This window comes from Actinacidiphila sp. bgisy160 (assembly GCF_057707815.1).
On sequence record NZ_JBYIQW010000003.1, the window covers coordinates 156,713 to 179,907 of the forward strand.

Genomic DNA, 23,195 nt, shown 5'->3' on the forward strand with positions numbered 1-23,195 from the left:
GCATGGCGGCATGACGACCAGCTGGACAGACTTCCAGGAAGCACAGCCCGGCCTCGCGCAGGCCGTGCGCACCCGATTCGGCGGCTACAAGCACCACGTCCTCGGCACCCTCCGTGCCGACGGCTCCCCCCGGCTCAGCGGCATCGAGGCCGAGTTCCGGCTCGGCGAGCTGTGGCTGGGCATGATGCCCCGCTCCCGCAAGGCCCTCGATCTGCGGCGCGACCCGCGCTTCGCGCTCCACGTCAATCCCGGCCCGGACACCTCCATGGACGGGGGCGACGTACGGATCTCCGGACGCGCCGTCGAGGTCACCGACCCGGCGGCGATCGCCCGCTTCACCGGCGAGGTGACGGTGCCCGAGGGGCCCTTCCACCTCTTCCGCGCCGACATCGCCGAGGTCGTGCGCGTCTACGTCGAGGACCCCGACCTCGTCCTGGAGGTGTGGCGGCCCGGCGGTCCGCTGCGCACGGTGCGCCGCGGCAACGACGAGGCGCCCCCGCGCACGGATGTTTGACGTACCGTCAGATCTCTGTGAAGGGACTGTCACCGCGCGCCACGGCCGCGAGGAGCCCGGCGAAGTACCGCTGGACCATCTGGTGGAGCTGATGGCCGAAGCTGATCCGTGCCACCCCCAGTTCCGCCAGACGGCCCGGTGAGGGCCCGCCGGGCCAGGACAGCACGTTGACCGGGCGGCCGTCCACGCCCTCGACCACGGCCCGGACGGTGGGCTCGTCCAGCGCCCCGATCGGATAGACGCAGTCCGCGCCGGCCTCCAGGTACGCCCGGGCCCGGGCCACCGCGTCCGCCAGCCGATCCGCGGGAGCGGCATCGGCGCGGAGGAAGGAGTCCGCCCGGGCGTTGATCACCAGCTCCGGATCCGCCGCGCGCAGGGCGGCGATGTACGCCGCCTGTTCCTCCGGGCCGACCAGCTGTCCCGAGCGGGGGTCGGTGTCCTCCAGGTTGCAGCCCACGGCGCCGGTCGCGGCCAGCCGCTCCGCCAGCTGCGCGGGCGCCAGCCCGTAGCCCCGCTCCATGTCGGCGGTCACCGGTACGGGGACGGCCCGGGCGATGCGCGTGACCGCGGCGAGCATCTCCTCCCCGGGCGTGCCCTCCCGGTCCTCGTAGCCCAGGGCGGGCGCCACGGCCGCGCTCCCGGTGGCGACCGCCGGGAAGCCCGCTTCGGTCACGGCACGCGCCGAGGCGGCGTCCCAGACGTTCGGCAGGACCAGCGGGCGGCCCGGCACGTGCAGGGCGCGCAGACGGGAGGCGAGGGCCTTACGGGAGAGCTCGGTGTTCATGCCCTCCACGCTACGAGCGCGGGCGCGGGACGCCGAGGGCCATTCATCCGTCGGGCGGCAGGGCCACTTCGGGTGCGCCGCGTGCCGGGGTGCCGCAAGCTGGACGGGTGAGCCCGACCACCCCGATCGTCGTGTCCCCCGTCCAGGCCGGCGACCCGCCGTTCCGCATCGTGCAGATCGACGGGGAGCCCGTCGGCATCGCCCATGACCTGCTCGACGTCGTCCGCATCGCCCACGACGCCGGGCGGGAGCACGTCGACTTCGACGACCCGCAGGCCGTGCGCTGGCTCGGCGGGGGCAAGTACCACTGGGCCCCGTGAGGCCCGCCGGGCGACCGGTCCTCCGTACGGTTGCGTAAGATCCATTTCCCGCGATTGGGTGGTCCGTATGACTCGGACCCTCTACCTCTTCGCCGGTGCCGCCCCGCCCGTCTTCGACATCGCGCGGGTCATCGAGGACGCCCAGGTGCGCGGCTGGGACGTCTGCCTGGGCCTGACGCCCACCGCGGCCCGCTGGCTGGAGCCGAGCCTGGACGGACTGGCCGCGCTGACCGGCCGCCCGGTGCGCCACGAGTACCCGCTGCCCGGCCGGCCCGAGGTCTGGCCCCCGGCCGACGTGATCCTGGTGGCCCCGGCCACCTTCAACACGATCAACGGGTGGGCACTCGGCCTGACGGGGACGTTCGTCACCGGAACCCTCGCCGAGGGCATCGGCAAGCGCGTCCCGATGGTGGCGATGCCGTCCGTGAACGCGGCGCTCACGCAGCACCCGCAGTTCGAGCGCTCGCTGGAGACCCTGCGCGCCGCCGGGGTAACGATCTTGTTCGGCCACACCGGGACCGGGCCCGAGTACCCCTGGCAGCCGGCGCTCGCCGCCGCCGAGGCGGTCGCCGGCTGACGCGCCACGGCCGGGGCCGCGTGGTCCCGGCCGACGGCTCCGGTCGCCCGGGGCGCTCGTTCGCCCGGGGCGCTCGTTCGCCCGGGGTGACCGGCCCCTCGTCGATCAAGGTGAGTGACGGGACTCGAACCTGTTTCGTATGGCGATGGATGCGCATGAGCGGGGGAGAACGTGCCCATGCCGCACCACGTGCCGGATGGAGATCCGGAGTCACCCGTGCGCAGGCGGTCCGCAGTCAGACCGCGGCCGACCTGGCATGGCTGATCTTGCTACGGAACGCGTGACCGAGGCTTCCGGCCCGCCGACTTCGCCCGGTGGACGGGCGGCCCGTTCAGCGGTCCGCGCTGCCGGGCGGTACGACCCATTCGGCGGGTTGTCCCGTCAGGGAGGCGATCATGTCGAAGTCGCCGTCGTAGTGGAGGACCGTCCGCTGGTGCCGTTCTGCCGTGGCGGCGATCAGTAGGTCGGGGAGGGACAGTGCCCGGTGGAAGCCCGCGTTGAGAGCGTGGCGCTGGACTTCCAGGGCGCGGACGAAGGTGTGGTCGTCAGCGCGGATGTAGTCGAAGGCGTGGAGCCAGGTGCTGATCCGGGTCGCCTCGGAGCTGTCCCGTGCAGAGTGGATCATCTCGTACTCGGTGGGCTGGCACACTGCAAGGAGGTAACGCTCGTGCAGGGGCGCGAGCACCTCCTTGACACTCGGTTTCGTCCAGCGGGCGAGGGCGGACTTGTCGATCAGGTAGCGGTCCTGCATCAGGCGGCTGGGCGTCCGTCGCGGTCGCCGTCGTGCTTGAGAGAGCCGTCGGCGTTGCGGGGGCCCGTGTTCTCGACGATCTCACTGAAGTCGAACTCGCCGGCCTCCATGGCGTCGAAGCCCTCCTGTCGCAGGTGCCTCTTGACGGCGTCTTCCATGGCGAGGCGGACGGCTTTGGCCTTTGTTTTTGCTCCGAAGATGCGCATGGCTTCGGTGACCATGTCTTCATCGAGGTCGATGACTGTTCTGGCCATGCGAATGGTCCCTCCGCTGCTAGCCCTGCCAATTAAACGATACCTTTTATTGCCGAAGACAGATGTCGTTTCGGTTGGAGGTCTCATCGTGGATGGCCGACCCCGACACCGCGGCAGGGCTGGGTAAGGCGGGCCGAAGCGAGGTGTCGGCGGTCTCTGAACACGGTTCACGGAACGGCGACACGCGACTACTCGAACGCATGTCACCCTGTCCGAGGAGTTCCTCCCTCCTCGCGTTCCCGGTCTGAAGGAGGCACTGGCGAGCATCGACGGGCGCGGTGACCTGCTGATGGACGGGTCCATGGCTCTGATCAGGCCCCGTCACTCGGTGGGCGGATCGATGCACGAAAACCACACAGCATGTGACTGGGTACTTATGTCGAGCGAAGCTCCATGTGGACTTACGGCCATCGCTCCTTCCCGGGCGACTCAGATCGCGGGGGGATGGGCCGTGGTGTGGCCGCGGCCAAACGGCAGCCGGGCCCATGACCCGCGTTTGCGCAGGTCATGGGCCCGGCCCATAGGGTGAGTGACGGGACTCGAACCCGCGACATCCTGGACCACAACCAGGTGCTCTACCAGCTGAGCTACACCCACCACGACCGGTGCTTTGTGCTGCTCCGTACCGGCCGAGAAAAAGTGTACAGGGTCCGGGAGGGTGCTCGCTGCCACGTTTCCCGTGGCTCGCTCACTCCGCCGTTTCCGCAGGCAGGACGTACTTCGCGGCGATCGAGCGCGCCGTTTCGGTGTCGGGTCCCGGCTGGGGCACGAAGACCGCCTCGCGGTAGTAGCGCAACTCCGCGATGGACTCGCGGATGTCGGCCAGGGCGCGGTGGTTGCCGTTCTTCTCCGGGCTGGCGAAGTAGGCGCGGGGGTACCAGCGCCGGGCCAGTTCCTTGATGGAGGAGACGTCCACGATGCGGTAGTGCAGGTGCTGTTCGAGCGTGGGCATGTCCCGGGCGATGAAGCCGCGGTCGGTGGAGACCGAGTTGCCGCACAGCGGCGCCTTGCGCGGCTCGGCCACGTACTGGCGGACGTAGTCCAGGACGAGCTTCTCCGCCTCCTCCAGCGTCACGCCGCCGTCCAGCTCCTCCAGCAGGCCGGAGGCGGTGTGCATCGTGCGGACGATCTCCGGCATGCTCTCCAGGGCCTCGGCCGGCGGACGGATGACGATGTCCACCCCATCCCCGAGCACGTTGAGCTCCGAGTCGGTGACGAGCGCCGCCACCTCGATCAGAGCGTCCTGGGCCAGGGAGAGCCCGGTCATCTCGCAGTCGATCCACACCATCCGGTCGTTCATACGTCTCACCCTACGGGGCGATCCCGCGGAGCAGGCATAGTCGCGCTGCGACTGCGTCCGTCGCGGCCCTCCCGGTCACCGCGTGGCCGCCGGGCGCCGTGCGGCTCGCGGGGGTCGAAACGGCTGCCGGGCTGCTCCGGGATGCGCGCCGCGTAGGGCGGCTCGGCGTCGGTCTTGAGCGCGCCCGGGCCGGCGCCGGGACCGGCCTGGCCCACGATCTGCTGCAGCACCCCGCCGTGTCCGCGCTCCGCGGGGCCGCGGCGCGGGGCCGGCACCGCGCCGCCACCCGCCTCGGGACCGCGCGGTTCCCGGGTGGCGGGCAGCACGGGGTCCGGCTCGTCCTGTGGGCGCCGGGCCCGGAAGGCGGCCCGGTACGAGGCGGGGGAGGAGCCGAGCTGGCGGCGGAAATGGCCGCGCAGGGCGACGGGCGAGCGGAAGCCGCAGCGCGCGGCGACCTCGTCCACGGAGTAGTCGGAGGTCTCCAGCAGCCGCTGTGCCTGCAGGACGCGCTGAGTGATCAGCCACTGCAGCGGCGCGCTGCCGGTCAGCGTGCGGAAGCGGCGGTCGAAGGTGCGGCGGCTCATGTAGGCGCGGGCGGCCAGGGTTTCCACGTCGAACTGCTCGTGCAGGTGCTCCAGCGCCCAGGCGACGACCTCGGCGAGCGGGTCGCCGCCGATCTCCTCCGGTAAAGAGCGGTCGAGGTGCCGGGGCTGGCCGCCCCAGTCGCCGCGCCGCGGGGGTACCACCAGCCGGCGGGCGAGCGCGTTGGCGGCCTCGCCGCCGTGGTCGCTTCGTACGACGTGCAGGCACAGGTCGATGCCGGCGGCGGTGCCCGCGCTGGTGAGTACGTCTCCGTCGTCGACGAACAACTCGCGCGGGTCGACGTGGACGGACGGGTAGCGCTTGGCGAGGGTCGGCGCGTACATCCAGTGCGTGGTGGCGGGGCGGCCGTCCAGCAGCCCGGCGGCGGCGAGCACGAAGGCACCGGTGCACAGCCCGATGATGCGCGCGCCCTCCTCGTGGGCGCGGCGCAGCGCGTCCAGCGCCTCGGCGGGCGGGGGCTGCGAGATCGAGCGCCAGGCGGGCACGACGACCGTGCCGGCCCGCGACAGCGCCTCCAGGCCGTAGGGGGCCGACAACTCCAGCCCGCCGGTGGTGCGCAGCGGGCCGTCCTCGCCGGCGCAGACCAGCAGCCGGTAGCGCGGGACGCCCGCGTCCTGGCGGTCGATGCCGAACACGGAGAGCGGGATGGAGCTCTCGAAGATCGGGCCGCCGCTGAACAGCAGTACGGCGACCACCTCCTGACGGCGTCGCGCCGACAACTTGCGTGGTCCGCGGCCCTGTTGTGCGGTGACGGACGGGCCTGACGGAACGGAGGTGCTCACCGCGGCGCCAGACGCTCCCGGGACGTGCGGGACGCCCGGTGTCCCCGTCGACGTGGACGGTGCGGTGGACATGCCGGCGGCCGACTGGATCTCCGCCATGGTGCCGGTCCTGGACTCCTGTGTCATGGAGCTCAAGCCCCCCTCGGTCGTCTGGTCCTCTCGGTCCTGCACGGGTCCCCCGCCGTTGTCGCTCAAGATCGAATCTACTCGTTCCGCTGTACCCGCAGTGGCAAGTTCACCACCTGCCGGTATGTCGACATGACCACGTGGCGTGAAGCATTCGATCACGAAGCGTTCCCCTCGTGAAGTGTGCCTTCCGGGAGTGATACCGGCGCACAACGCCCGTGCGCCCCCTCATTCCGCTTCCGCCCTGGTGGCGGCGGGGGTTGCGGTACAGGATCCCAAGTCCCTTTCCCTGATGGGAAATTGGCCGAAAATAATGGGAAGTCCTGTACGCGCCCCTGGTCAGCGCCCCGTCGTACGCCCCTTGTGTGGCCGGGGAACGCGCGCGCCCCCGGCGTCCCGCGGGGCCGGGAGGACGATTCCGGATATGGCCGGAGGCGGACAGCGGGACAGGGCCGGACGCGGGGTGACTTGTCCGATTGGCGGCGGGGCGTTGCGCTCGGCGGCCGGCTCCGGCATTCTCCTGGAAACTCCGGGGTAGGGGGACGCTGTGAGGGCGCCTGCGCATCTGTGCAGGGGCCCCCAGTCGCCGTACTCTGGAGTCAGCGGGAAGGGCAGCCCCTTACCGGTCGAAATCAGGCCGGTCCCGCGGCCCCCGCACTGTTGTTGTCCGCCCACTCGGCGCCCCCGGCGCCGACCTTGCCGAGAAACCGCATCATGGCCGGTTACGAGCTCCCCGAGCCCGCCGACGGAAAGCCGCTCGCCGAATCGGCGGCGGTGCCGGAGGCGGCCTGCGAGCCGCGCACTTCCTGTGATCCCGCGTTCCGGCACGGCGTGGTCGTCGGTTTCGACGGCTCCGTGTCCAGTGAACGGGCCCTCGCGTACGCCATCGGCATGGCGCGCCGGTCCGGTTCCGCGCTGATCATCGTGCACGTCGCCAACCGGCTCCCGGCGACGGTGTGGGCGGGCTGCGAGCCGCCGGTCTTCGTCGATGTCCCCGACCACCGCACCGAGGTGCTCGGCCTGGAACTGGCCTGCGCCGACCACCTGACGGAAGTGCCGTGGATCCTGGTGGAGCGCGGCGGCGACATCTGCCACGAGCTGGAGGAGGTCGGCCGGGAGTACGAGGCCGACGCCATCGTGGTGGGTGGGACGCACGGGATCATCGGCAAGATCTTCGGGTCGGTCGCCGGACGCCTCGCCCGCCGTGCGCAGCGTCCTGTCGTGGTCATTCCATAACGATTCGGTGCACGAAGCCGTGAATCCGGCCCCCGCGGGATTGCTTGTGCCCTTGTGAAGGGTATCTCGTCAGCAGTTTCTTCCCTCGTACACGAAGGGGGCCCGCGGTGGACAACGACGTCTCCACGGCACGCACCGCAGGAGCCGGCGCCACGGCTCTGGGATATCTGGCACTCGGCCTGACACTGATCGCCTTCGGGCTGCTCAGCACGGGCGTATTCGACAACACCGCGGCGGCCGACGCCGCGGGACTCGCACTCGTCGTCGGCGGCGTCACGCAATTCGTCGCCGGCATGTGGGAGTTCTACGGTGGCAACGGCTTCACCGGCACCGCCTTCGCCCTGCTGGGCGCCTTCTGGGTGACCTGGTCGGCGGAGTCCGGCGCGGGCGCGAGCAAGGAGGTCACCGGGCTGTTCATGCTCCTGTGGGCGCTGCTGGCGCTCAGTCTGACCATGGCCGCGTGGCAGATGGGCGGCGTGGCGCAGGCGGCCTTCGGGCTGCTGACCGTGTCCACGGCTCTGTTCGGCATCGCGGCACTTGCCTCCAACGGTGGCCTCGGCAAGGCGGCCGGCTGGGTCGGCCTCGCGGCCGGCGCGGTCGCCTGGTACGGCGGGACCGCACTGCTCACCAACGCCACGTGGGGCCGGCGCGCGCTCGCCGACGGCTGGCGGCTGGCCATGCCGCACCGCGGGCACGCGGCCTGACCACCGGGGAGGGCGGCTCCGAGGCCCCCCGCGCCCTCGGGCGCGGGGGGCCTCGTCGTCCGACGGCGGGTCCCCCGGGGGCCTACTCGACGGTGACGGACTTCGCGAGGTTGCGCGGCTTGTCGATGTCCCGGCCCAGGGCGAGCGCCGTGTGGTAGGCCAGCAGCTGGAGCGGGATGCCCATCAGGATCGGGTCGAGCTCGTCCTCGTTCTTCGGGACGACGATCGTGTGGTCGGCCTTCGCCTGTTCCTGGTGCGCGACGGCCAGGATGCGGCCGCTGCGGGCCTTGATCTCCTCCATCGCGGCGCGGTTCTTCTCCAGCAGCGAGTCGTCCGGGACGATCGCGACGGTCGGCATCGCCGGCTCGATCAGGGCCAGCGGGCCGTGCTTGAGCTCGGAGGCCGGGTACGCCTCGGCGTGGATGTAGGAGATCTCCTTCAGCTTCAGCGACGCCTCCAGCGCCACCGGGTAGCCGCGCACCCGGCCGATGAACATCATCGACTTGGCGTCCGCGTACTCGGCCGCCAGCTTCGCGATGTCCTCCTCCTGCGCGAGGATCTCCTGGATCTGCTCGGGCAGCCTCCGCAGGCCCTCGATGATCCGCTTGCCGTCGGCCACCGAGAGGTCGCGGATTCGGCCCAGGTGCAGGGCGAGCAGCGCGAAGGAGACGACGGTGTTGGTGAAGCACTTGGTGGAGACGACACAGACCTCCGGGCCGGCGTGCACGTACACGCCGCCGTCGGTCTCCCGGGCGATCGCGGAACCCACCACGTTCACCACGCCGAGGACGCGGGCGCCCTTGCGCTTGAGTTCCTGCACCGCCGCCAGCACGTCGTAGGTCTCACCGGACTGCGAGACGGCGATGTAGAGCGTGTCGGGGTCCACGACCGGGTTGCGGTAGCGGAACTCGGAGGCCGGTTCCGAGTCCGCCGGGATGCGGGCCAGGCCCTCGATCAGCGAGGCACCGATCAGACCGGCGTGGTAGGAGGTTCCGCAGCCGAGGATCTTCACGCGGCGGATGCCGCGCGCCTCGCGGGCGTCCAGGTTCAGGCCGCCCAGGTGCACCGTGGAGAACTTGTCGTCGATCCGGCCGCGCAGCACGCGGTCGACCGCGTCGGGCTGCTCGCTGATCTCCTTGTGCATGTAGGTGTCGTGACCGCCCATGTCGTAGGAGGCGGCCTCCCACTCCACGGTCTCGGGGGTGGCCGTGGTGCGGGTGCCCGAGGTCGTGTACGTGCGGAAGTCGTCGGCCTTCAAAGTGGCCATCTCGCCGTCGTCGAGGGTGACGACCTGGCGGGTGTGGGAGATCAGCGCGGCGACGTCGGAGGCGACGAACATCTCCTTCTCGCCGATGCCGAGGACCACCGGCGAGCCGTTGCGGGCCACGACGATCCGGTCGGGGAAGTCGGCGTGCATGACGGCGATGCCGTACGTGCCCTCGATGACCTTCAGCGCCTCGCGGACCTTCTCCTCCAGGGACCCGGCCTGGGAGCGGGCGACCAGGTGGGTGATGACCTCGGTGTCGGTCTCCGAGGCGAAGACCACGCCGTCGGCCTCCAGCTTGGCGCGCAGCTCGGCGGCGTTGTCGACGATGCCGTTGTGGACGACGGCGACCTTGCCCTCGGTGTCGAGGTGCGGGTGCGCGTTCTCGTCGCTCGGGGCGCCGTGGGTGGCCCAGCGGGTGTGGGCTATGCCGGTGGTCCCGGCGAAGCGCTTGGGGATCCGCGCCTCCAGCTCACGGACCCGGCCCTTGGCCTTGACGGCCTTGAGCCCGCCGGATTTGCCGGCGACCACGACGCCCGCGGAGTCGTAACCGCGGTACTCCAGTCGCTGCAGCCCCTCCAGCAGCAGCGGGGCGACATCACGCTTCCCGATGTAGCCGACGATTCCACACATGTTTCCGTCCCTCCCGGTCGCACGCGGCGGCCCGGTCTCGCTGTCAGCCGTAGACGATGCGGCGCAGCTGCCGCAGTGAGTACTCGGGCGGGGTGACCGCCCGGCGCGGCAGCTCGGCCGTGATCCGTTCGAAGATCTCCGCGTTCTGCAGTCCCATGGCTTGCAGCTCACGGTGGCGGCGCCGTACGAAGTCCTCGGCTGTCTCGTCGAAGTACGCCAGAACGTCGAGGACCACCCGGGCGGCCTCGCCGCGTTGCAGCGGCGTGGTCCGCATCAGGTGGTCGACGAGGTCGTCATGGGCCGTCCGGCGTTCGAGCACCGGTCGATACTGAGGGAAGGAGGAGGCTGAGTGCAAGATTCCTGCCCGATATCGGGCAGAGGAGTGGCGAAAACTACGCCGGAAGGCCCAGCTCGCGTGCGATCAGCATGCGCTGCACCTCGCTGGTGCCCTCGCCGATCTCCAGGATCTTGGAGTCCCGCCACATGCGGGCGACCGGGTACTCGTTCATGAAGCCGTAGCCGCCGTGCACCTGGGTGGCCTCGCGGGCGTTGGTGACCGCGATCTCCGAGGAGTAGAGCTTGGCCATCGCCGCCTCCTTCTTGAAGGGCTCGCCGGCGAGCAGCCGGGACGCCGCGTCCCGCCAGGCGAGCCGGGCGGTGTGGGCGCGCATCTCCATGTCGGCGAGCTTGAAGGCGATCGCCTGGTTGCCGCCGATCGGGCGCCCGAAGGCCGTGCGCTCCTTGGCGTAGGCGACCGACTCGTCCACGCAGCCCTGCGCCAGTCCGGTGGCCAGCGCCGCGATGGCGATCCGGCCCTCGTCCAGGATGCGCAGGAACTGGGCGTAGCCCCGGCCCCGCTCGCCCAGCAGGTTGGCGGCCGGCACGCGGCAGTCGGCGAAGGACAGCTCCCGGGTGTCGGAGGCGTTCCAGCCGACCTTGCTGTACTTCTTCGAGACCGTGAAGCCCGGGGTGCCGGAGGGCACGATGATCGAGGAGATCTCCGGGCGGCCGTCCTCCTTCCGGCCGGTGACGGCCGTGACCGTGACCAGGGCGGTGATGTCGGTGCCCGAGTTGGTGATGAAGCTCTTGGTGCCGTTGATCACCCACTCGCCGCTCGACTCGTCCAGCCAGGCCGTGGTGCGGGTGCCGCCGGCGTCGGAACCGCAGTCCGGCTCGGTCAGCCCGAACGCGCCCAGCTGCTCGCCGGAGGTCAGCCGGGGCAGCCAGGCGCGCTTCTGCTCCTCGGTGCCGAAGCGGAAGACCGGCATGGCGCCGAGCGAGACCCCCGCCTCCAGGGTGATCGCCACGGAGGAGTCCACCCGGGCGAGCTCCTCCAGGGCGATGCACAGGGCGAAGTAGTCGCCGCCCATGCCGCCGTACTCCTCCGGGAAGGGCAGGCCGAACAGGCCCATGCGGCCCATCTCGCGGATGATCTCGTAGGGGAACTCGTCGTGCTCGTAGAACTCGCCGATCTTCGGCGCGACGACGTCATGCGCGAACTCCTCCACCGTGCGGCGGAGTTCCTCATACTCGGCGGGGAGCCGGTGGGCGGTCGTCATGGCTGTGGTCACTCCTGGTGGGAGAGGGCGCGGACGGTACGGGACGGGCTCGGTCGGCCCAATTGCTCCGCCATCCACACGCTGGTGGCGGTGAGGCGGCTGAGGTCGACCCCGGTCTCGACGCCGAGGCCGTCGAGCATCCAGACCAGGTCCTCGGTGGCGAGGTTCCCGGTGGCGCTCTTGGCGTAGGGGCAGCCGCCGAGGCCGCCGGCGGAGGCGTCGACGACGGTCACGCCCTGCCGGAGGGCGGCCAGCGTGTTGGACAGCGCCTGGCCGTAGGTGTCGTGGAAGTGGACGGCGAGCCGCTCGACGGGCACGTCCAGGCCGGTCAGGGTGTCCAGCAGCGCCACGACGTGGCCGGGGGTGGCGACGCCGATGGTGTCACCGAGGCTGAGCTCGTCGCAGCCGAGGTCGTACAGGCTGCGGGCCACCGCGGCGACCTGCGGGACGGGCACGGGGCCCTCCCAGGGGTCGCCGAAGCACATCGACAGATAGCCCCGCACCCTCGCTCCCGCCTCCTTGGCGGCGGTGACGACCGGCGCGAACATCTCCAGCGACTCGTCGATCGTGCGGTTGAGGTTGGCCTTGGCGAAGGACTCGGTCGCACTGCCGAAGACGGCGACCTCGCGCACCCCCAGGGCCAGCGCCCGCTCCAGCCCGCGCCGGTTGGGCACCAGCACGGGCAGCCGGACCGCGTCGCCCAGGTCGTCCAGCAGCGGCATCAACTGCTCGGCGTCGGCGAGCTGGGGCACCCACGCGGGGTGCACGAAGCTGGTCGCCTCGATGGTGGTCAGCCCGGCGTCGGCCAGGCGGTGCACGAACTCCGCCTTGACCTCGGTCGGCACCGTGGCCTTCTCGTTCTGCAGCCCGTCGCGGGCGCCGACCTCGTGGATGCGCACCCGCCGCGGGAGCCCGGCCAGCGGCACGGACATGGGCAGCCCGGGGATTCGCTCGACGGCCATCACTGGGCCTCCTCCTGGTGCGGGGCGACGACGGCGAGCACCTGGTCCATGGCGACCGTGCTGCCCGGGGTCACGTCGATCTCGGTGACGGTGCCGTCGTGCGGGGCGGTGATGACGTGCTCCATCTTCATCGCCTCCACCACGAGCAGGCTCTGACCCGCGACGACCTCGTCGCCCTTGGCGACCTTGACCACGGTCACCGTGCCCGGCATGGGCGCGGCCAGGGTGTCCACCCCGCCCGCGCCGGTTCCGCCGCGCAGCGCCGCCTCGACCGGGTCGTACGGCTGCAGGTGCCAGCCGTCACCGTCCCTGCCCAGCCAGTCGCCGGCGTGGTCGAAGGCGTGCGTGACGCCGTCCCACTCGACGGTGATCCGCTGCCCGGCGCCGGGGAGCAGCCGGGCCCGCACCGGCGCGGCGTCGTCCACACGCACCTCCGCGTCTTCGGCACGGCCGCGGACGCGGACCAGCACGGCCTGGCACCCGGACACGCGCAGCCAGTGGCCGGTCCAGGCGGGCTCCCCGCCGAGCCGCCACCCGCTCGGCACGGAGAACGGGTCCTGCCAGCCTCCGCCGGCCGCCGCCGGCTCAAGGGCCGCGTGGCGCAGCAGTGCGCTCGCCGCGTACACCTCGACAGGCACCTCGGACGGCACCAGAGCGGCCAGCTCCCGGTCGATGAGCCCGGTGTCCATCTCGCCGGAGACGACGTCGGGGTGGGCCAGGAGACGGCGCAGGAAGCCGGTGTTGGTCTCCAGGCCCAGCACCGTCGTCCCGGCGAGGGCGGCCCGCAGCCGGCGCAGCGCGGTCGGGCGGTCGGGGCCGTGGGCGATGACCTTGGCGAGCATCGGGTCGTAGGACGTGCCGATCTCGCTGCCGGTGCGGAGCCCGGAGTCGACGCGCACGCCTTCGCCGGCGGGCTCGTCCAGCGCCAGCACGGTGCCCGCCGACGGCAGGAAGTTGCGGGAGGGCACTTCGGCGCAGATCCGGGCCTCGACGGCGTGCCCGGTCAGGGCGACCTCGTCCTGGCCGAAGGACAGCCGCTCGCCTGCGGCGATCCGCAGCTGCCACTCCACCAGGTCCAGCCCGGTGACCAGTTCGGTGACGGGGTGCTCGACCTGGAGGCGGGTGTTCATCTCCATGAAGCAGTAGGCGGACGGGTCGGCGCCCGGGACGATGAACTCCACGGTGCCTGCGCCGACGTAACCGCAGGACAGCGCGGCCTGGACGGCGGCGGCGCCCATGGCGGCCCGGGTGGTCTCGTCCAGCAGGACCGAGGGGGCCTCCTCGATCACCTTCTGGTGGCGGCGCTGCAGCGAGCACTCGCGCTCCCCGAGGTGCACCACGTTGCCGTGGCCGTCGGCCAGCACCTGGATCTCGATGTGCCGGGGCCGGTCGATCCATCGCTCGACGAGCAGGGTGTCGTCCCCGAAGGAGCCGCGTGCCTCGCGGCGGGCCGCCGCGATCTCCTCCGCGAGCAGGGCGTCGTCGCGCACCAGGCGCATGCCCTTGCCGCCGCCGCCCGCCGACGGCTTCAGAAGCACGGGGGTGCCGATCTCCAGGGCGGCCGCCGTCAGCTGCTCGTCCGTCAGACCGCTGCCACTGCTGCCCGGCACCACCGGCACGCCGGCCTCGCGGACGGTCTCCTTGGCGCGGATCTTGTCGCCCATGAGCTCGATGGCCCGGGCGGGCGGGCCGATGAAGGCGAGCCCCGCGTCCGCGCAGGCGCGGGCGAAGGCGGCGTTCTCGGCGAGGAACCCGTAACCGGGGTGGACCGCCTGGGCGCCGGTGCGCGCGGCCGCCTCCAGCATCCGCTCGATCGACAGGTAGCTCTCGGCGGCCGCCGCGGGGCCGATGCGCACGGCGGTGTCGGCCTCGCGCACGTGGCGGGCCCCGGCGTCGGCGTCGCTGAAGACGGCGACCGAACGGATCCCGAGCCGTCGCAGGGTGCGGATGACGCGGACGGCGATCTCGCCGCGGTTGGCCACCAGGACGGTGTCGAACATCGCTGACATCACTGTGCTCCCCCTACATCCGGAAGACGCCGAAGCCCGGCGCCTGCGGATCGCGTTGCGGAATCGGCGCGTTGGCGCACGCGGTCAGGGCCAGTCCCAGTGCCTGACGGGTCTGCAGGGGGTCGATGACCCCGTCGTCCCACAGCCGGGCGGTCGCGTAGTAGGCGTTGCCCTGCTCCTCGTACTGGGCGCGGATCGGAGCCTTGAAGCCCTCCTCGTCCTCCGCGGCCCAGGTGTCGCCGGCCGCCTCGATCTGGTCGCGCTTGACGGTGGCCAGCACGGAGGCGGCCTGCTCGCCGCCCATGACGGAGATCTTGGCGTTGGGCCACATCCACAGGAAGCGCGGCGAATAGGCGCGGCCGCACATCGAGTAGTTGCCCGCGCCGTAGGAGCCCCCGATGACCACGGTCAGCTTGGGCACCCGGGTCGTGGCCACCGCGGTGACCATCTTGGCGCCGTGCTTGGCGATGCCGCCCGCCTCGTACTGACGGCCCACCATGAAGCCCGAGATGTTCTGCAGGAAGAGCAGCGGGATGCCGCGCTGGTCGCACAGCTCGATGAAGTGCGCGCCCTTCTGGGCCGATTCGGAGAACAGGATTCCGTTGTTGGCGACGATCCCCACCGGGTGGCCGTGGATCCGGGCGAAGCCGGTGACCAGCGTCGTGCCGTACTCGGCCTTGAACTCCGCGAAGCGGCTGCCGTCGACGAGGCGCGCGATGACCTCGCGGACGTCGTAGGGGGTGCGTGGATCGACCGGGACCGCGCCGTAGAGCCCGGCCGGGTCGACGGCGGGCTCCTCGACGGGCGCGACCGTCCACGGCAGGTCGGCGCGGGCGGGCAGGGTGGCCACGATGTTCCGCACGATGCGCAGGGCGTGCGCGTCGTCCTCGGCCAGGTGGTCGGTGACGCCGGAGGTGCGGGAGTGCACCTCTCCGCCGCCGAGCTCCTCGGCCGTGACCACCTCGCCGGTGGCGGCCTTCACCAGCGGCGGGCCGCCGAGGAAGATCGTGCCCTGGCCGCGGACGATCACCGCCTCGTCGCTCATCGCGGGGACGTAGGCGCCGCCCGCCGTGCAGGAGCCGAGGACGGCGGCGATCTGCGGGATGCCGCGCGCGGACATGGTCGCCTGGTTGAAGAAGATCCGCCCGAAGTGGTCGCGGTCGGGGAAGACCTCGTCCTGCCGGGGCAGGAAGGCGCCGCCGGAGTCGACCAGGTAGACGCACGGCAGCCGGTTGTCCAGGGCGATCTCCTGGGCGCGCAGGTGCTTCTTGACCGTCATCGGGTAGTACGTGCCGCCCTTGACGGTGGCGTCGTTGGCGACGATCACGACCTCGCGGCCGGAGACCCGGCCGATCCCCGCGACGACGCCGGCGGCCGGGGCCTGGCCGTCGTACATGCCGTCGGCGGCCAGCGGGGCGAGCTCCAGGAAGGGCGATCCGGGGTCGAGCAGCCCGTCCACCCGGTCGCGGGGGAGCAGCTTGCCGCGCGCGGTGTGCCGGGCGCGGGCCTTCTCGCCGCCGCCGAGTGCGGCCGCGGCGAGCTTCTCGCGCAGTCGCGCGGACAGCTCGGCGTGCGCCTTCTCGTTGGCGCGGTAGGCCTCGCTCGCCGGATCCGCGGCGCTGGCGAGGACGGGTGCTTCCATGTCACGGGCCCCCGGAGGAGTTAGCGGTCGTTAACGTGTTGTCGACCACGTTAGCGGTCGTTAACACGGCTGTCTAGAATGGTAGGACGATGAGACGGCGGGGGCATCCGCGGACCGGAGGCCTCGCGGAAAGGTGCGGTGTGGAGCCCACGAGGACTGCGGCCAGGGCGGCCGGCGGCAGGCGCGACCAGATCCTGAGGGAGGCCGCGCGGCTTTTCGCCGAGCGCGGGTTCCACGGGGTCGGCGTGGACGAGATAGGGGCGGCCGTCGGCATCAGCGGCCCGGGGCTGTACCGGCACTTCGCCGGCAAGGACGCGATGCTCGCCGAGCTGCTCGTCGGGATCAGTGGCCGGCTGCACGCGGCGGGCCGCATGCGCGTGGCCGAGGCGGACGGCGCCGCCGCCGCGCTGGACGCCCTGGTCCGCGGGCACATCGACTTCGCCCTGGACGACCGGGCGCTGATCATTCTCCACGACCGTGAGCTGGACCGGCTGCGCGACTCCGACCGCAAGCTGGTGCGCCAGCTGCAGCGGCAGTACGTCGAGCAGTGGGTCACGGTCGTCCGCGAGGTCCACCCGGGGGCGGCCGAGTCCGAGGTCCGCGCGGCCGTGCACGCCGTCTTCGGCCTGCTCAACTCCACCCCGCACCTCGGCCCGCACGGGGGGCTGCCCGGCCGCGCGGCGACCGCCGTGCTGCTGCACCGGCTGGCCCTGGGCGCCTTCGCCGCTCTGGACAGCGCGCACAACCGGGAAGTAACTTACTGAGCGCTTGCTTATCGCTCGGTGTGCAGAGGAGGCGCCACGTGCGTCGCACGGTATTCAACGAGGACCACGAGGCCTTCCGGGAGACGATCCGGGACTTCATCGCCAACGAGGTCGTACCCGTCTACCCCGAGTGGGAGGAGGCGGGGTACCCGCCCCGTGACTTCTACCGGCGCCTGGGCGAGCTGGGCATCTTCGGCATCGAGGTGCCCGAGGAGTACGGCGGGGCGGGCATCACGGGCTGGAAGTTCAGCGCCGTGGTGACCGAGGAGTGCGCCCGCGCCGGCGTCAGCTTCGGCAGCAGCGGCGTGCACACCGGCCTGGTGCTCCCGTACCTCCTCGAGTTCGCCAACGAGGAGCAGAAGAAGCGCTGGCTGCCCGACTTCATCAGCGGTGACATGATGACCGCCATCGCCATGACCGAGCCCGGCACCGGCTCGGACCTGGCCGGCATGACCACCAGCGCGAAGCTCTCCGAGGACGGCACCCACTACGTCCTCAACGGCGCCAAGACCTTCATCACCGGCGGCGTGGTCGCCGACCGCGTGCTGGTCGTCTGCCGCACCTCGCCCGCCACCCCGGAGGACCGTCGCCGCGGCCTGTCGATCCTCGCGGTCGACACCACGAGCGAGGGCTACGCCGTCGGCCGCAAGCTGGAGAAGATCGGGCTGCGCACCTCCGACACCGCCGAGCTGTCCTTCACCGACGTCAAGGTCCCGGTCGAGGACCTGCTCGGCGAGGAGGGCAAGGCCTTCTCCTACCTCGCCCACAACCTGCCGGTCGAGCGCCTCGCGATCGCCGTGGGCTCCTACGCCCAGGCCGACGCCGCCGTCCGCTTCGCGACCCAGTACGTGCGCGACCGCAAGGTCTTCGGCAAGGCCGTCGCCGAGTTCCAGAACACCAAGTTCGTGCTCGCCGAGTGCGCCTCCGACGTGGACGCCATGCAGGCCGTCGTCGACCGGGCGCTCGAGGCGCACGAGCACGGAGACCTCACCGCCGCCGACGCCGCCCGCGCCAAGCTCTTCTGCACCGAGACCGCGGCCAAGGTCATCGACCGCTGCCTCCAGCTGCACGGTGGCTACGGCTACATGCTGGAGTACCCGATCGCCCGCTTGTACGCGGACAACCGCGTGCACCGTATCTACGGCGGCACCAGCGAGGTCATGAAGTCGATCATCGCCAAGTCGATGGGGCTGTGACCGCACGGTCCGCCGACCCCGAGAGACACACGTGACCAACCACGCACTGCAGTCGCTGCTCGATCTGCTCGACCTCGAGCGGATCGAGCAGGACATCTTCCGCGGCGCCAGCCGCCCCGCCGTCGTCCCCCGCGTCTTCGGGGGCCAGGTCGCCGCACAGGCGCTGGTCGCGGCGGGGCGCACGGTCCCGGAAGGACGCGACGCCCATTCCCTGCACGCCTACTTCCTGCGCATGGGCGACCCGGGCGCGCCGATCGTCTACCAGGTCGACCGCATCCGGGACGGCCGCTCCTTCACCACCCGCCGGGTGGTCGCGGTACAGCACGGGCAGCCGATCTTCCACCTGTCCGCGTCCTTCCAGACGTACGAGGACGGGCTGGAGCACCAGGAACCGATGCCGCCGGCGCCGGAACCGGAGACCCTGCCCACCGGCGAGGAGCTGCTGCTCCCGCACCGGAACCGGTTCCCCGACCCCTCGGTCGTGGACCGTCTCCTGGAGGCGCGTGCCGCCGTCGACCTGCGCTACGTCGACGCCCCGCCCTTCCTCGCCGCCGGCGCGGGCCCGCGCGAGCCCCGTTCCCAGGTGTGGTTCCGCGCCAACGGCAAGGTCGCCGACGACCCGCTGCTTCACGTCTGCCTCGCCACCTATGTGTCGGACATGACGTTGCTGGACTCCGTGCTGCTGGCCCATGGGCGCGGCGGCTGGGCGGTCGGGGACGTTGTCGGCGCCAGCCTGGACCACGCCATGTGGTTCCACCGGCCGTTCCGCGCCGACGAGTGGCTGCTGTACGACCAGCAGAGCCCCTCCGCCTCCGGCGGGCGCGGGCTCGGCACGGCGCGCATCTACACCCAGGACGGGCGGCTGGCCGTCTCCGTCATCCAGGAGGGCGTGGTCCGCGTACCGCGGGGCTGAGTCACCGCGTCACCGGTCCACCTCCAGCGGCAGTGCCGCCCGCACCAGGAAGCCGCCGTCCGGCTCGGGGCCCGCGTTCAGGGTGCCGCCCAGGCCTCGGTCGCCGCGACGGTGACCAGGCAACCGTCGACGGTGGCCGGGGCAGCCGCACGCGGCGTCCCCGGCGCGAGCCCGGCCCGGTGCGCCAGGATCGCCGGCGACACCCGGTCGGGACGCCGCAAGGACGGCGGCCCGGGGCCCGTCCGGGAAACAGCCGGCCACGCCCGAGGGGGCGTGGCCCGCTGTCAGGCGGGACTGGTCAGGCCCGCCGCGTCCAGGAGGTAGGCCGTCATCGGGTCGTAGTGGCGCGGGTCGGTTACGTGGTCGTCGAGCGGGACGGTCACCGAGACGGTGCCCTCCGCCTCCGCGAGGAAGAGCGCCGGGTCGTTGCAGTCCGCGAAGCCGACGGCGTCGATGCCGCGCTGCCCGGCGCACCCCGCCCAGCCGTGGTCGGCGACGACCAGGCCGGGCAGCGGCCGGCCCTGCGCGGCCAGCGCGTCCAGGACCGCCGCCATCGGGCCGGGGGAGTGGGTGTGCCACAGCGTTGCGCCACGCTCCAGCATGGCCACGTCGCAGAACTGGAAGACGCCGCCCTCGTCGGTGGACAGCCCGTCAGGGATCGCGACGACCTCGGCCCCGGCGGCCCGGCTGGCCGCGGCCAGGGTGCGGTGGACGTCCAGTAGACCGCCGGGGTGGCCGGTGGCGAAGAGCACCCGCTGCCCGCCCTCCACGGCCTTGCAGAGCATCCGGGCGGCCCGGTCCAGGGCACTGATCGTCAGTTCGGGATCGATGGTGTCCTGCCCGCGGAGGTGGCCGGGGTCGGCGACGACCCCGCAGCGCTCGGCCATGACCGCCAGCACCGCCTCCTCGTCCGTCCAGCGGTCGCCGAACTCCAGACCGAACCAGTAGTGGCGGTCGCCCTCGGCGAGTCTGCGGTAGTGGGAGCGGTTGTTCTCGCGGGGGGTGGCGACGTCGCCCGCGATGCGCGTGCGTACGAGGTGGTCGGCGAGGGCCTTGCGGGACGGCACGGTGACATGGGGCAGCATGCCCCCCATTGTCGCCTGCTGTCGGACGTGCGTGCGGGGGGCCGCCGATCGACGCCGGTCCGTTACCTCCTGCCGGGGCGTCAGACAGCACGCCGCGGCGGGGCGGACGGGCTCACAGCCAGCGCAGCGCGAACCACAGCTCCATGCGTACGTCCGGGTCGTCCAGGTCCGCCTCCAGCAGGGCCGCCGCCCGCCCGACGCGCTGGCGCACGGTGTTGCGGTGCACCTCCAGCGCGACGGCCGTCCGGTCCCAGCTGCCGTGCAGACCGATCCAGGTGCGCAGTGTCTCCACCAGGGCGGGCGAGTCCGCCACCGGCGCCAGCAGTTCCCGCGCCCTGGACCTGGCGTCGTCCGGGGTGACCAGTCCGCTCATGCCGGGACCGGCCCCGCGGTGGGTCACCAGGGGCACCCGGGTGGCGACCGCCCGGCGCAGCGCGCCCGCGGCCTGGCCGTCCCCGGTGACGAGGGCGGCCACCGCCACCGGGCCGCTCACCCCGAGGGTCCACCCCGGCTGGGCGGTCACCTCGCGGCCGGCCGGCAGCAGCAGGCGTACGACGGCGTCGCCCGGCTCGATCAGCGCTGTGCCCAGGGCCGCGCCGAGGGCCGCGGCCGCCAGCGGTCCGGCCGGGCCGCCGCGCCTGTGGGCGTGCACGACGGCCCAGCGGGTCTCCGGCCCCAGCAAGGGGGCCGCCTCCTGCGGGTCCGCGCCCAGCAGCAGCCGTACCAGCGCCGCGGACCGGCCCGCCTCCGCGCTGCCCAGGTGCGGCCCGGTGAGCAGCGAGAGGAGCACCGCGGCGACGTTGGCGACCGCGTGGTCGCCCGGATCGGGGTGGCCAGTGGCCAGGACGAGCGCCGGCCGCTCGCTCGGGGCGCCGCCGGCGAGGGCGTACGCCGAAAGGCGCGTCCCGGCGTGGGTGTCGGTCGCCGAGGAGGGCGCGTGCGCGTCCGGCGCCGGGCGCACCACCCGGGCGAGCCGGGCCGCCGCCGCACGCGCTCCCGGGTCCGGGGCGGTTCCCGCGGCGTACACCTCGGCCCCGTCCGGAGCGATCAGCGCGGCCCATGCGCCCAGGCGGCCGGCGAGCCTGCGCAGGACCGAGGGCACGGGGTCGGGGCGCGCGGCGGCCGCGGCGAGGGCCTGCTGCGCCTCGGTGACGTGCCTCAGCTCACGCACGCGGGCCTCGCCCATGGCCTGCCAGACCGCCCGCGCGACCGCGGTGAAGGGGGTCCGCGGCGGCACCTCCACCAGCGGCAGGCCGTGCCGGTCGCAGGCGGCGACCAGCGCCGCCGGGGTCTCGTCGTGCACCGGGGCGAGGCCGAAGCCGAGCGCCGCCGCCCCCGCCTCGCGCGTGCGGGCCACGTAGCGGTCCAGGTAGGCGTCGGCACCCGCCGCCGACGCGAAGTGCACCCCCGCGGTCAGCAGCAGCTCCCCACCGAGCAGGTAGGGGAAGGGGTCCTCCATCTCACTGGTGTGCACCCACTGGACGCGGATGTCCCTGTCGGCCGCGGACGGGCCCGCGACCTGGCGCAGCCCGAGGTCGGGCAGGGCGAGCAGAGTGGCGAGCGGGATCGGCGGGGTGGGCGGCGCCAGGTCCTGACGCGGGGGAGCCATGTGTGTTTCCTCCATGCGGACCGGTTGCGGTGGATGAAACGTACACTTCAGCGCTTCTTCCCGGCCACCTATCGTCACCGCAGAGGAAAGCCCGCGGCTCCGCCCGCGCAACCGATGGAGGAGGGCTCATGGCCGTCGACTACGCCGTGATCATCGGCTATCTGGCCGGCATGCTCGCCGTGGGCTGGTGGGGCATGCGCCGCGCCAGGTCCAAGAGCGAGTTCCTGGTCGCCGGCCGCCGGCTGGGCCCGTCGATGTACTCCGGCACCATGGCCGCGATCGTCCTCGGCGGCGCCTCCACCATCGGTGGCGTCGGCCTCGGGTACCAGTACGGCCTGTCCGGCGCCTGGATGGTCTTCACCATCGGCCTCGGCCTGCTGGCGCTGAGCGTCTTCTTCTCCGCCCGCATCGCCCGCCTGAGGGTGTACACCGTCTCCGAGATGCTCGACCTGCGCTACGGCGGCTCGGCCGGCGTCATCTCCGGTGTCGTCATGTGGGCGTACACGCTGATGCTCGCGGTGACCTCGACCATCGCGTACGCGACGATCTTCGACGTCCTGTTCGGCCTGGACCGCACCCTGGCGATCATCCTGGGCGGTGCGGTCGTGGTCGCCTACTCCACGCTGGGCGGCATGTGGTCGATCACGCTCACCGACATGGTGCAGTTCGTGGTCAAGACCCTCGGCGTGCTGGTCCTGCTCCTGCCCATCGCGGTGGTCAAGGCGGGCGGCTTCGCGCAGATGAAGGCACAGCTTCCGACCGAGTACTTCGCGCCCCTGGGCATCGGCGGACAGACGATCTTCACCTATGTGCTGATCTACACCTTCGGCATGCTCATCGGCCAGGACATCTGGCAGCGGGTGTTCACCGCCCGCAGCGACAGGATCGCCAAGCTCGGCGGCACCGCCGCCGGTGTCTACTGCCTGGTCTACGCGATCGCCGGCGCCGTCATCGGCACCGCCGCCAAGGTGCTGTACCCGAACCTGGCGGCGCCCGACGACGCCTTCGCCACCATCGTGAAGGACGCGCTGCCGGTGGGCGTGCGCGGCCTGGTGCTGGCCGCGGCGCTGTCCGCGGTGATGTCCACCTCCTCCGGCGCGCTGATCGCCTGTGCCACCGTTGCCAACAACGACATCTGGTCGCGGCTGCGCGGCGTCGTCTCCCGCGGGCGGGACGACGAAGAGGGCGCGCACGACGAGGTCTCGGGCAACCGCGCCTTCATTCTGATCATGGGCGTGGCCGTCATCGTCACCGCCATCGCGCTGAACAATGTCGTCGAGGCGCTGACCGTGGCCTACAACCTCCTCGTGGGCGGCCTGCTGGTGCCGATCCTCGGCGGTCTGCTGTGGAAGCGCGGCACCGCGGCGGGCGCCCTCGCCTCGGTGGCCGTCGGCGGCCTGGCCGTCGTGGGATTGATGGCCTGGAAGGGCATCCTGGCCAACGAGCCCGTCTACTACGGCCTGCTCGCCTCCCTCGTCGTCCACATCGCGGTGAGCCTCGCCACCAAGCCGACCGACGCCGCCGTGCTGGCGGCCTGGCGGGAGCGGCTGGCCGGACGGACCCCCGTCCCGGCCGCCGAGGGAACCGTTCCAGTCGGATAAAGTCACA

Annotated in this window: 22 protein-coding genes and 1 tRNA gene; 9 read left to right on the top strand and 14 right to left on the bottom strand. The window is 72.2% G+C overall.

Going from position 1 to position 23,195, the window contains the following annotated elements; translation table 11 throughout:
- Nucleotides 1–10: 10 nt before the first annotated feature.
- Nucleotides 11–514, top strand: coding sequence for a pyridoxamine 5'-phosphate oxidase family protein (locus tag AC3EUJ_RS05215; RefSeq protein ID WP_431959741.1), 504 nt, complete (start codon nucleotides 11–13; stop codon nucleotides 512–514).
- A gap of 7 nt (nucleotides 515–521) precedes the next feature.
- Here AC3EUJ_RS05215 and AC3EUJ_RS05220 read toward each other — a convergent pair whose 3' ends face one another.
- Entirely contained in the window at nucleotides 522–1,298 is a 777-nt protein-coding gene (locus AC3EUJ_RS05220; protein WP_431959743.1) for an isocitrate lyase/PEP mutase family protein, read from the bottom strand.
- 107 nt (nucleotides 1,299–1,405) lie between these two features.
- Between AC3EUJ_RS05220 and AC3EUJ_RS05225 the strand changes: the two genes are divergently transcribed.
- On the top strand, nucleotides 1,406–1,618 hold the full coding sequence (locus tag AC3EUJ_RS05225; RefSeq protein ID WP_431959744.1) for a hypothetical protein: 213 nt from the start codon (nucleotides 1,406–1,408) through the stop codon (nucleotides 1,616–1,618).
- 67 nt (nucleotides 1,619–1,685) lie between these two features.
- The gene (locus AC3EUJ_RS05230) at nucleotides 1,686–2,195 is read left to right on the top strand and encodes a flavoprotein (protein WP_431959745.1); all 510 of its coding nucleotides are present in this window, start codon (nucleotides 1,686–1,688) and stop codon (nucleotides 2,193–2,195) included.
- Between the two features lie 331 nt (nucleotides 2,196–2,526).
- Here AC3EUJ_RS05230 and AC3EUJ_RS05235 read toward each other — a convergent pair whose 3' ends face one another.
- The 5 genes from AC3EUJ_RS05235 to AC3EUJ_RS05255 all read right to left on the bottom strand — a co-directional run bounded on the left by AC3EUJ_RS05235 (nucleotide 2,527) and on the right by AC3EUJ_RS05255 (nucleotide 6,011).
- Nucleotides 2,527–2,946 (bottom strand): PIN domain nuclease, encoded by a 420-nt coding sequence (locus AC3EUJ_RS05235; protein ID WP_431959746.1) that lies wholly within the window; start codon nucleotides 2,944–2,946, stop codon nucleotides 2,527–2,529.
- Nucleotides 2,946–3,200, bottom strand: a complete 255-nt coding sequence (locus AC3EUJ_RS05240) for a type II toxin-antitoxin system VapB family antitoxin (RefSeq protein WP_431959747.1) — start codon at nucleotides 3,198–3,200, stop codon at nucleotides 2,946–2,948. Before AC3EUJ_RS05240 ends, AC3EUJ_RS05235 begins: the two co-directional genes overlap by 1 nt.
- 524 nt (nucleotides 3,201–3,724) lie before the next feature.
- Nucleotides 3,725–3,797 (bottom strand) — tRNA-His (locus tag AC3EUJ_RS05245).
- Between the two features lie 91 nt (nucleotides 3,798–3,888).
- The gene (orn, locus tag AC3EUJ_RS05250; RefSeq protein ID WP_431959748.1) at nucleotides 3,889–4,500 is read right to left on the bottom strand and encodes an oligoribonuclease; all 612 of its coding nucleotides are present in this window, start codon (nucleotides 4,498–4,500) and stop codon (nucleotides 3,889–3,891) included.
- Between the two features lie 5 nt (nucleotides 4,501–4,505).
- Nucleotides 4,506–6,011: a helix-turn-helix domain-containing protein gene (locus AC3EUJ_RS05255; protein ID WP_431959834.1), complete on the bottom strand. Its 1,506-nt coding sequence runs from the start codon at nucleotides 6,009–6,011 to the stop codon at nucleotides 4,506–4,508.
- 714 nt (nucleotides 6,012–6,725) lie between these two features.
- Between AC3EUJ_RS05255 and AC3EUJ_RS05260 the strand changes: the two genes are divergently transcribed.
- Both AC3EUJ_RS05260 and AC3EUJ_RS05265 read left to right on the top strand, forming a co-directional pair.
- The gene (locus AC3EUJ_RS05260) at nucleotides 6,726–7,247 is read left to right on the top strand and encodes a universal stress protein (RefSeq protein WP_431959749.1); all 522 of its coding nucleotides are present in this window, start codon (nucleotides 6,726–6,728) and stop codon (nucleotides 7,245–7,247) included.
- A gap of 107 nt (nucleotides 7,248–7,354) precedes the next feature.
- Nucleotides 7,355–7,951 (top strand): acetate uptake transporter, encoded by a 597-nt coding sequence (locus tag AC3EUJ_RS05265; protein WP_431959750.1) that lies wholly within the window; start codon nucleotides 7,355–7,357, stop codon nucleotides 7,949–7,951.
- 82 nt (nucleotides 7,952–8,033) lie between these two features.
- Here AC3EUJ_RS05265 and glmS read toward each other — a convergent pair whose 3' ends face one another.
- The 6 genes from glmS to AC3EUJ_RS05295 form a co-directional block, all read right to left on the bottom strand.
- The gene (gene glmS / locus AC3EUJ_RS05270) at nucleotides 8,034–9,848 is read right to left on the bottom strand and encodes a glutamine--fructose-6-phosphate transaminase (isomerizing) (RefSeq protein WP_431959751.1); all 1,815 of its coding nucleotides are present in this window, start codon (nucleotides 9,846–9,848) and stop codon (nucleotides 8,034–8,036) included.
- A 43-nt stretch (nucleotides 9,849–9,891) separates the two neighbouring features.
- Nucleotides 9,892–10,167 carry a hypothetical protein gene (locus tag AC3EUJ_RS05275; RefSeq protein WP_431959752.1) on the bottom strand — a complete coding sequence of 92 codons (276 nt, stop codon included), beginning with the start codon at nucleotides 10,165–10,167 and terminating at the stop codon, nucleotides 9,892–9,894.
- Nucleotides 10,168–10,240: 73 nt separating this feature from the next.
- Nucleotides 10,241–11,407 carry an acyl-CoA dehydrogenase family protein gene (locus AC3EUJ_RS05280; RefSeq protein WP_431959753.1) on the bottom strand — a complete coding sequence of 389 codons (1,167 nt, stop codon included), beginning with the start codon at nucleotides 11,405–11,407 and terminating at the stop codon, nucleotides 10,241–10,243.
- Nucleotides 11,408–11,415: 8 nt separating this feature from the next.
- The gene (locus AC3EUJ_RS05285; RefSeq protein ID WP_431959754.1) at nucleotides 11,416–12,369 is read right to left on the bottom strand and encodes a hydroxymethylglutaryl-CoA lyase; all 954 of its coding nucleotides are present in this window, start codon (nucleotides 12,367–12,369) and stop codon (nucleotides 11,416–11,418) included.
- Nucleotides 12,369–14,369 carry an acetyl/propionyl/methylcrotonyl-CoA carboxylase subunit alpha gene (locus AC3EUJ_RS05290; protein ID WP_431959835.1) on the bottom strand — a complete coding sequence of 667 codons (2,001 nt, stop codon included), beginning with the start codon at nucleotides 14,367–14,369 and terminating at the stop codon, nucleotides 12,369–12,371. Before AC3EUJ_RS05290 ends, AC3EUJ_RS05285 begins: the two co-directional genes overlap by 1 nt.
- A 22-nt stretch (nucleotides 14,370–14,391) precedes the next feature.
- Nucleotides 14,392–16,020 carry a carboxyl transferase domain-containing protein gene (locus tag AC3EUJ_RS05295; RefSeq protein WP_431959755.1) on the bottom strand — a complete coding sequence of 543 codons (1,629 nt, stop codon included), beginning with the start codon at nucleotides 16,018–16,020 and terminating at the stop codon, nucleotides 14,392–14,394.
- 140 nt (nucleotides 16,021–16,160) lie between these two features.
- Here AC3EUJ_RS05295 and AC3EUJ_RS05300 point away from each other — a divergent pair, with 140 nt between their 5' ends.
- From AC3EUJ_RS05300 to AC3EUJ_RS05310, 3 genes are read left to right on the top strand one after another with little or no spacing between them, the layout of a single operon-like run.
- Entirely contained in the window at nucleotides 16,161–16,784 is a 624-nt protein-coding gene (locus AC3EUJ_RS05300) for an SACE_7040 family transcriptional regulator (RefSeq protein ID WP_431959756.1), read from the top strand.
- A 38-nt stretch (nucleotides 16,785–16,822) separates the two neighbouring features.
- Nucleotides 16,823–17,980 carry an acyl-CoA dehydrogenase family protein gene (locus AC3EUJ_RS05305; protein WP_431959757.1) on the top strand — a complete coding sequence of 386 codons (1,158 nt, stop codon included), beginning with the start codon at nucleotides 16,823–16,825 and terminating at the stop codon, nucleotides 17,978–17,980.
- Between the two features lie 31 nt (nucleotides 17,981–18,011).
- On the top strand, nucleotides 18,012–18,893 hold the full coding sequence (locus AC3EUJ_RS05310; protein WP_431959758.1) for an acyl-CoA thioesterase: 882 nt from the start codon (nucleotides 18,012–18,014) through the stop codon (nucleotides 18,891–18,893).
- Between the two features lie 284 nt (nucleotides 18,894–19,177).
- Here the strand turns inward: AC3EUJ_RS05310 and AC3EUJ_RS05315 are convergent, their stop codons facing one another.
- Both AC3EUJ_RS05315 and AC3EUJ_RS05320 read right to left on the bottom strand, forming a co-directional pair.
- On the bottom strand, nucleotides 19,178–19,987 hold the full coding sequence (locus tag AC3EUJ_RS05315; RefSeq protein WP_431959759.1) for a phosphatase: 810 nt from the start codon (nucleotides 19,985–19,987) through the stop codon (nucleotides 19,178–19,180).
- A 103-nt stretch (nucleotides 19,988–20,090) separates the two neighbouring features.
- Nucleotides 20,091–21,587, bottom strand: a complete 1,497-nt coding sequence (locus AC3EUJ_RS05320; protein WP_431959760.1) for a PucR family transcriptional regulator ligand-binding domain-containing protein — start codon at nucleotides 21,585–21,587, stop codon at nucleotides 20,091–20,093.
- A 128-nt stretch (nucleotides 21,588–21,715) separates the two neighbouring features.
- Here AC3EUJ_RS05320 and AC3EUJ_RS05325 point away from each other — a divergent pair, with 128 nt between their 5' ends.
- Complete coding sequence (locus AC3EUJ_RS05325; RefSeq protein ID WP_431959761.1) at nucleotides 21,716–23,188, top strand: sodium:solute symporter family protein; 1,473 nt, start codon at nucleotides 21,716–21,718, stop codon at nucleotides 23,186–23,188.
- Nucleotides 23,189–23,195 lie beyond the last annotated feature (7 nt).